The 8470-nt window shown below is 53.5% G+C and carries 5 protein-coding genes and 1 pseudogene; all 6 read left to right on the top strand.

Features of this window, described 5'->3' with window-relative positions:
* Positions 1–300: pseudogene (locus tag BG52_RS13800) on the top strand (substrate-binding domain-containing protein); the annotation flags it as partial.
* 90 nt (positions 301–390) lie between these two features.
* On the top strand, positions 391–1920 hold the full coding sequence (gene mmsA / locus BG52_RS13805; protein ID WP_036585898.1) for a multiple monosaccharide ABC transporter ATP-binding protein: 1530 nt from the start codon (positions 391–393) through the stop codon (positions 1918–1920).
* A 6-nt stretch (positions 1921–1926) separates the two neighbouring features.
* A complete protein-coding gene (mmsB, locus tag BG52_RS13810; protein WP_036585900.1) occupies positions 1927–3090 on the top strand; it encodes a multiple monosaccharide ABC transporter permease in 1164 nt (387 codons plus the stop codon).
* 224 nt (positions 3091–3314) lie between these two features.
* Positions 3315–4325, top strand: a complete 1011-nt coding sequence (locus BG52_RS13815; RefSeq protein ID WP_036585902.1) for a substrate-binding domain-containing protein — start codon at positions 3315–3317, stop codon at positions 4323–4325.
* A gap of 38 nt (positions 4326–4363) precedes the next feature.
* Positions 4364–6223: a cache domain-containing sensor histidine kinase gene (locus BG52_RS13820; RefSeq protein WP_036585904.1), complete on the top strand. Its 1860-nt coding sequence runs from the start codon at positions 4364–4366 to the stop codon at positions 6221–6223.
* Positions 6220–7428, top strand: a complete 1209-nt coding sequence (locus BG52_RS13825) for a response regulator (RefSeq protein ID WP_036585906.1) — start codon at positions 6220–6222, stop codon at positions 7426–7428. The genes BG52_RS13820 and BG52_RS13825 overlap by 4 nt, the downstream gene beginning before the upstream one ends.
* Positions 7429–8470: the final 1042 nt, after the last annotated feature.

Consider the following 8470-nt stretch of genomic DNA (forward strand, 5'->3'; position numbering starts at 1 on the left):
AAAAAGCCGATGCCGATTATCACCGGACAGGACGCCGAGCTGGCATCGATTAAATCGATCATTGCGGGCGAGCAAACGTCGACGATCTTCAAGGATACCCGCGAGCTTGCGAAAGTAGCGGTCAATATGGCGGAAAGCGTGCTGCAGGGCAAGGAAGCGGAAGTCAACGACACCGAGACGTATGACAACGGCGTGAAAGTGGTGCCTTCCTACCTGCTGGAGCCGGTATCGGTCGACAAAACGAACTTCAAGGAAGTGCTGGTTGACTCGGGATATTATCAAGCAAACGAACTGCAATAAGCTCGACAGACGGCAGCCAACAATGATTTAGTGACAGCCCCCCGGCTGTCGCTAAATCATTTATTAATTATCGAGGGCGCGGTGATTACTTTGACCGATATCATACTGGAGATGCGCAATATCACCAAAACGTTTCCGGGCGTAAAAGCGCTTGCGAATGTCAATTTGCAAGTGAAGGAAGGCGAGATCCACGCACTGATGGGCGAGAACGGAGCGGGTAAATCGACGCTCATGAAGGTCCTCAGCGGTGTGTATCCCCACGGCTCTTACGAAGGCGACATTTTGTTCAAGGGCCAAACCTGCGAATTTAAAAATATCAGGCACAGCGAAAATCTGGGTATCGTCATTATCCATCAGGAGCTCGCGCTTATTCCTCAGCTGTCCATTGCGGAGAACATTTTTCTCGGCAATGAACAGGCGAAGGGCGGCATCATCAATTGGAACGATACGATCGTGCGGACGCGCGAGCTGCTCGGCACGGTCGGCTTGTCCGAGTCTCCGAGCACGCTTGCGGGTACGATCGGCGTGGGCAAGCAGCAGCTGGTCGAAATTGCTAAAGCGCTCTCCAAGAAGGTAAAGCTGCTGATTCTCGATGAGCCTACCGCCGCGCTCAACGAAGAGGACAGCGAGAACCTGCTGAATCTGATGCTCGCGTTCAAGCGGCAGGGCATCACCTCGATTATGATTTCACACAAGCTCAACGAGATTATGAAGGTGGCGGATTCCATCACGATTATCCGGGATGGCAACACGATCGAAACCTTGAATGTAAAGCAGGACAGCATTACGGAAGACCGGATTATCAAAGGCATGGTCGGACGAGATCTGACGCACCGGTATCCGGACAGGGAGGCACATATCGGCGACATTCTGTTCAAGGTGGAGGATTGGAACGTGTATCACCCAACGCAAGCGGACCGCAAGGTAATCGACAATGTCGGCTTCCAGGTGAAACGGGGCGAAGTAGTCGGCATCGCGGGCCTTATGGGCTCGGGCCGCACGGAGCTCGCCATGAGCATTTTCGGCCAGTCCTACGGCAAAAGAATCAGCGGGCGGCTGTTCAAGGACGGGCGCGAGGTGAAGCTGAACGATATCGGGACAGCGATCGATGAAGGCATCGCTTATGTTACGGAGGACCGCAAGGAATACGGCCTCATTCTGATGGATGACATCAAGCGGAACACGACGTTGGCCAGCCTCGGGAAAATTTCGAAATGGTTCGTCGTCGACGACAACCGGGAAGTGGTCGAAGCGGAAGGCTTCCGAGCGAAGCTGAACATCAAAACACCGAGCATTCATCAGAAGACTGGAAATCTGAGCGGAGGCAATCAGCAGAAGGTCGTGCTCAGCAAATGGATTTTCGCCGGGCCCGACTTGCTGATTCTGGACGAACCTACCCGGGGGATCGACGTCGGTGCGAAATACGAGATTTATACGATCATCAACCAGTTGGCCGCACAAGGCAAAGGGATTCTGATGATCTCCTCCGAGCTTCCGGAGCTGCTCGGCATGTGCGACCGCATTTATGTGATGAATGAAGGCAGGTTCACCGGAGAGGTGCCCAAGACTGAGGCGAATCAGGAAGTATTAATGAAATATATGACCAAAGGCAGGAGGTAGGACAACATGGATACCGCGATCAAGCTATTTCGCAGCAACATCCGGCAGTACGGCATGTTCATTGCCTTAATTCTTATTATGCTGCTCTTCCAGTTTCTGTCCGACGGCAATTTGCTGAAGCCGCTCAACATAACGAACCTGATTTTGCAGAACAGCTACATTCTCATCCTGGCGATCGGCATGCTCCTCGTGATCATCACAGGTCATATCGATCTGTCCGTCGGCTCCGTCGCGGCATTCGTCGGCGCGGTTTCGGCCATTATGATGGTCAATCAGGACATGCCGTTCCCCGTCGCCATGGTGCTGTCGCTCTTCATCGGGGCCGCAGTCGGCGCTTGGCAAGGGTTCTGGGTCGCCTATGTGCGAATCCCGTCCTTCATCGTAACGCTGGCCGGCATGCTGCTCTTCCGGGGCCTCACGATGCTCGTCCTGGACGGCAAATCCGTGGCGCCGTTTCCGGACGGCTTCCGGGCGATCAGCACGGGCTTTCTCCCGGATATACCGGGGGAGTGGAACATTCATTTGCTCACGGTCCTGCTCGGAGCGGTGATGTCGATCGTCTATATTTTCATGGAATGGCGGGGACGTTTGATTCAGCAGCGCTATAAGTTTGAGGTCATACCCGTGCCCTTCTTCATGGCCCAATTGGCGGCGCTCGTTATCGTGATCAATCTCTTTACGTATGTGTTGGCTTCCTACAAAGGCTTGCCTAATATTCTGATCATGCTCTTTATCCTGGTCGCGGTTTATACGTTCGTGATGCGCAAAACGGTCATGGGCCGCCATATTTATGCGCTCGGAGGCAACGAGAAGGCGGCGAGGCTGTCCGGCGTCAAGACGAAAAAAATGACCTTCTGGGTTTTCGTCAACATGGGCGTGCTCGCCGCGCTCGCCGGCCTTGTCTTCGCCGCCCGGCTCAATGCGGCAACCCCGAAAGCGGGGGTCAACTTCGAGCTCGACGCCATTGCGGCCGTGTTCATCGGCGGCGCTTCCGCCACCGGCGGCGTCGGCACCGTGATCGGCGCCATTGTCGGCGGCCTGGTCATGGGTGTCATGAACAACGGGATGTCCCTGATCGGCCTCGGCATCGATTATCAGCAGGGCATCAAAGGGTTAGTGCTCCTGCTTGCAGTGGCTTTCGACCTTTACAACAAAAATAAATCCGCCTAAATTCGGTGGTCTATTCAGAGCGCGGCGACGGACACAACGGTGTTCGGCGACGCGCTTCCTGCCGTGTGACGGGTGTGGTTCTGACCGCCGTCATGCAGCGCCCCAACGCGCGCTGGAAACGGCTTGTAACTTTGCGTCGCGCAGTCGGAATCCGCTTTCATTCGGGATTCGGTGGTATAATAAGGCGTGCATCGGCGCTCGAGATAGAAGAGGGGGCGGTTCCCGTGAAAAAGCTTTTGCTGCTTTATCTCGTCCTTATCGGCACCTTCCTGGTCTACTTGTACACGGCTTACATCCGCGAAGACGAGGGGCCGATCGGCCGGGATTCCGGCCTGCGCGGCGAGATGGATCAGAAATATGTGATGGTGAATTTCCTCACCGGCATCGATTATTGGAAAAACGGCCTGAAGGGCTTTGAGGACGCCGCGGAGGCGCTCGGCGTTTCGGTCGAATACCGGGGGGCGACACAGTATGACGTTAACGAAGAGGTAACGGTGCTGGAGCAGGTCATCGCCCGCAAACCGGCGGGTATCGCCGTCTCCGCGATCAATCCCGAGGCGTTGAACGCGGCGATCAACAAAGCGGTGGAAGCCGGCATCCCGGTCGTGATGTTCGATTCGGATGCGCCGGACAGCAAGGCCTACTCCTTTCTGGGTACGAACAACTATAACGCCGGCGTAACGGCCGCACGCAAAATGGTCGAATTTACGGGCACCAGGGGCAAGCTCGGCGTCATTACGCAGCCTAACCAATTGAACCACCAGGAACGGACCAAAGGTTTTCAAGACACGCTTCGCAGCGAATATCCGAACCTGCAGCTCGTCAGCGTGGAAGACGGCAAGGGCGACCAGCTGGTATCGGAACAAAAAGCCGCGGGCATGATCGCAGAGTATCCGGATTTAAAGGGCATTTTTGTAACGGAGGCCAATGGCGGCGTCGGGGTTGGCAACGCGGTGCTCAGCGCCGGCAAGCTGGATCAGGTGCGTATTATCAGCTTCGACACCGACAAACGCACATTGGACATGGTCAAAAGCGGCACCATTGCGGCAACGCTCGCCCAAGGCACTTGGAACATGGGCTATTGGTCGCTCATGCAGCTGTTCCTTCTTCGCAACGAGCTGGTTGAACCGATGCCGAATTGGCGTGAATCCAACGTTCCGCCGCTCCCCACATATGTAGATACGGGTATTACCATCGTGACCAAATCCAATGTCGACAACTACTATGCGAAGTAGCGCACCGAACAGGCGGCAATTGCAAGGGGAGCGGACGCATGAAGTTCAATTGGTTTCAGCTTAACAACTGGTCGATTCGTTATAAGCTTATTTTTCATTTTTTGCTTATCAGCACCCTCCCGGCTCTGGGTCTCGGTGTTCTGATCGGTTGGGCCACGAACGAAACGATCGGGAAGCAGGTGAACGCCCATACCGCTCAGTTGATCGGCAATGTGAACAAGTCGTTGGATTTTTATGCGGGCAATATTCAGAATATCTCCTACTTCATTGCCATGAATCCCGAAATCGGGCGGTTTCTGAAGGAGGGTCCGGCGGCGCTTGCCGACGAGCAGGTTCGGTACCGCACGGCCAAGTTTCTGCAAGGGTTTACGACGCTTTATTCCGAGGTAGCGGGCATTATGGTCGTCAATGCGGATGGCGAGTATTTCAGCAACGATATGTATGCGCGCAGTCCTCGCAACCTGACTGAAGAGGGCTGGTACCGGGAGGCGGTGAAAGCGAAAGGGATTTTCAAGCTGGTCGGCCACCCCTCGCAGCGGAACGTGACGACGCACGCAAACTATAAAGACAGCGAGGTCGTGTCCGTGGTCAGGGCGATTCTGGATCCGGATACGCAGCAAACCGAGGGTGTCGTGCTGATCGACCTGAAGCTTCGGGTCATCTCGGAAACCGTGCGCGACGTGAGGCTCGGCAAATCCGGCTATCTGATGGTGGTCGACGACAAGGGCGGCAGCATCTATGCGCCGCGCAATTCGCTGGTCGGCCGGATTGACCAAGCCAAGCTTGCGGATCAGGCGTCGGGCACTTTTTCCCAAGAGATCGATGGCCGGCGCGTGCAGTTCATCTACCAGAAATCGCCGTTTACGAACTGGACGACCGTAGGCGTGTTCGCCATGCAGGATACGGTACAGGAAATCAAGGATATTAACCTGTATCTCGTTACCTTTGTGTTTATCGTGTGCCTGCTCGGTATTGCGGCGTCTTATTATTTGTCGCATTCGATCTCGCGTCCCATCTCGCAGCTGGCTTCGTCGATGCGCAAGGTGGAGGAAGGAAACCTGAATATACGCGTGGCGGGCGAGCGGCGGGACGAGGTCGGGATGCTGGGCCGGAGCTTCAACAAGATGCTGGCACAAATTACACGGCTTCTCTCTCAGGTCGGAGAGGAGCAGCGGCTGAAGCGGGAGGCGGAGCTGCGGAGCCTGCAGGCGCATATTCAGCCGCATTTTCTGTACAACACGCTGGATACCATCCAATGGCTCGCCCGCAAAGACGGCGCGACCGCGGCGGCGGAAATGGTGGAAGCTCTCTCCAGGCTGTTCCGGATCGGGCTCAGCAAAGGGCAAGAGATGATTCCTTTATCGGACGAGCTTGATCATATCCGCAGCTATTTAAAAATCCAGAAAACCCGGTATAGAGATAAATTGAACTATTCGATCGAGATCGAGCCGGGTCTGGAGGATATGATTGTGCTCAAGCTGGTGCTTCAGCCGCTCGTCGAAAATGCGATTTATCACGGCATTAAAGAACGGAGAGGTCCCGGTATGATCGCGATCCGTACGGCGGCAAGCGGCGGCATCCTGACTTTCACGATTGAAGACAACGGAGCGGGAATGACGGAGGACAGGCTGTCGTGGTTGCGGGCGACGCTGGAAGCAGCCGGCGTGTCGAAGGATGCAGCCAGAGCATCCAAGGGAGAAACGCCATTGCCGGAGACGGGCGGGGAGCTGCCGCGAGGGGCCGATACGGGGAGCTACGGCTTGCGCAATGTGCAGGAACGAATTCGGCTTAGCTTCGGAGCGCCTTACGGCATTACGATTGAGAGCCGGGAACAACTAGGGACGACGGTGGAGCTCAGTCATCCCGTCATCCTCCAAAAAGGGCGGAGCGGAACATGAAGCGCACTTGGAAAGTCGTGATTGCGGACGATGAAGCCATCATTCGCGAAGGCATACGCGGTTCGGTTGAATGGGAACGGCTTGGGCTTGAGGTGGCGGGCGAGGCCGAAGACGGCGAGGAAGCTTTGGAGAAGGCTTTACAAGAGCAAGCGGCTATTCTTTTGGTCGATCTGAGTATGCCGATCATGAACGGATTAACCTTGATCGGACATATTCGCGAGCGCCTCCCGCTGTGCAAGATCATTATTATTACCGGACACGACGAGTTCAGCTACGCGCAGGAAGCGATCAAGCTGGAGGTGGACGATTATATTCTGAAGCCGGTCAACCCCGCACAGCTGTCGGAAGTATTGGAACGTGTCGCAAAGAAAATCGAAGCGACGGCCGCCAAGGAAGAGTTGCTTCAAATGGCCGCCAAGCAAATTGAAAAAAACTTTGCCCTGCTTCGCGAACGGTTTTGTCTGGAATGGATGGAAGGGGAACTTACCGGAGAAGAGATTGAAGAACAGCTTGCTTTCCTTCGCATGCCCGAACAAGCGCCCGATGTGGTAGGTGTGATTCGATGGCCGGAGCAGTCGAAGGGCAAAGCGTTTTTTTCGGAAAAAGACAGGCAGTTGCTTTTGTTTGCGATCGAGAACATCGTGGAGGAATGTCTGCAGGGGTATGTCCATGTTCATTTTCGCGACCAGGTGGGCATGATTGTGCTGTTGATATGGGGTGAACCGGCAGAAAGCGTCTTCGAACGGATCGAGTCGTCCATCGACAATTATTTGAAGATTGCCGTTGTCGCCAGCTTCCTGCCTCATTCGGGCGGCTTGGAAGCCGTACCAGCGGTTTATGCTGAAGCAAAATCCGGCGTCAGCAAGGATTCGAGGCTGTCGCCCTTTGTGCGCAGAGCGAAGGAAATCATCGAGGCGCGGTTCGGCGATCCGGAGCTTACGCTCGAAGGCGTGGCGAATGAGCTCAACGTGTCCGCCGTTTATTTAAGCCGCATATTCAAACAGGAATCGGGCGCTTCGTTCGTCAGCCTGCTGACTCACACGAGAATCAAAGCCGCGATCCGCCTGTTGGGCGAGACGGAGTTGTCAATGAATGAGATCGCGGAGCGCGTCGGCTACGAATCGCAGCACTATTTCAGCACGTCGTTCAAGAAGGTCGTCGGCTTGCCGCCGATGCAATACCGTAAAAGCTCCGCGGGGTTATAATCCATCCTTGCGGGCCGATGAGACACTCATTAGCAACAATGATCGTGACTTTCTTTATTCGAGCAGTTCTCAGGCTGAATTATTTCAATCCGATTCAGAGTGAGGGTGACCTTTACCGTTGCGTGGAGGAGAAAAGAAAGCAATTTTAACCCTTACGTTATCCCATCCACTGTCTACCTAATAAAAAACGGGCAAGGGGGCTAACCGCCCTTTCTACCCGTTTTTCTCGTTTACTCCGCTAACGTCTTCAGGCATATCCAGCTTTACACGAATCTTCCATTGACCTTCCTATTAGCTGTCGCCAACCATTTTACAATCCGTCACATAAAAAGAGAGTTTAGTGAATCGACCGCCCTAGATGAAAAAGACGGCATAGGTTTTCACAATGACCAGAACCGGTTTCATCCCAAATCAGAAAATGAAAATAGGGATAAGTCTGTTTATCCACAATCAACAGGATAATAGCTACGATTTTCGAAAAATCTATTCGTAAATTTGGACCATCTAAGCTTTATCTCGCTGAATTTTTTTTATTGAAATTGACTCCTATTAACACTTTTTTTTATTACAATCGGAAGGCTTAATACTGACTCCTTTTGATTAATTCCAAGATGAAGGAATGGATAGATTATCAGTCGTAACAGTCCGTCAGGTTAAAAAAATGAAAAAAAGAAGAGTCGAAATTTATCGAATTATGTATTGTTATTCCGCTAAGCTCGAGCTGGTAAACCTTTCTTAATCTATTCTATGAAAAACATACATGTTACGACTTTTTAGGCTCTTCGCCGCTAGCAATGTTTTCGGATCAAAACTGCTCTATCAATTTCCAGAAAATCTTTGAAAATCGGACAAGGGAATTGGTATAGATGCATCGCTCCGCGTTCACCTTCTGTTGCAGCATAATCAGAGCTCCGAAAGGGTATACTGGTTGCTGGACAAGGGAATTGGTCCAGGTGCGAGCGATGCGTGGCTCCATGCTGTTGCCAATTCTTTTCTTATTTCAGGGCAAAGTTCAATTTGCCCGCCAGCACATACACCATGG

Origin of the sequence: Paenibacillus darwinianus, from assembly GCF_000598065.1 — a bacterium.
Classification (GTDB): domain Bacteria; phylum Bacillota; class Bacilli; order Paenibacillales; family Paenibacillaceae; genus Paenibacillus_I; species Paenibacillus_I darwinianus.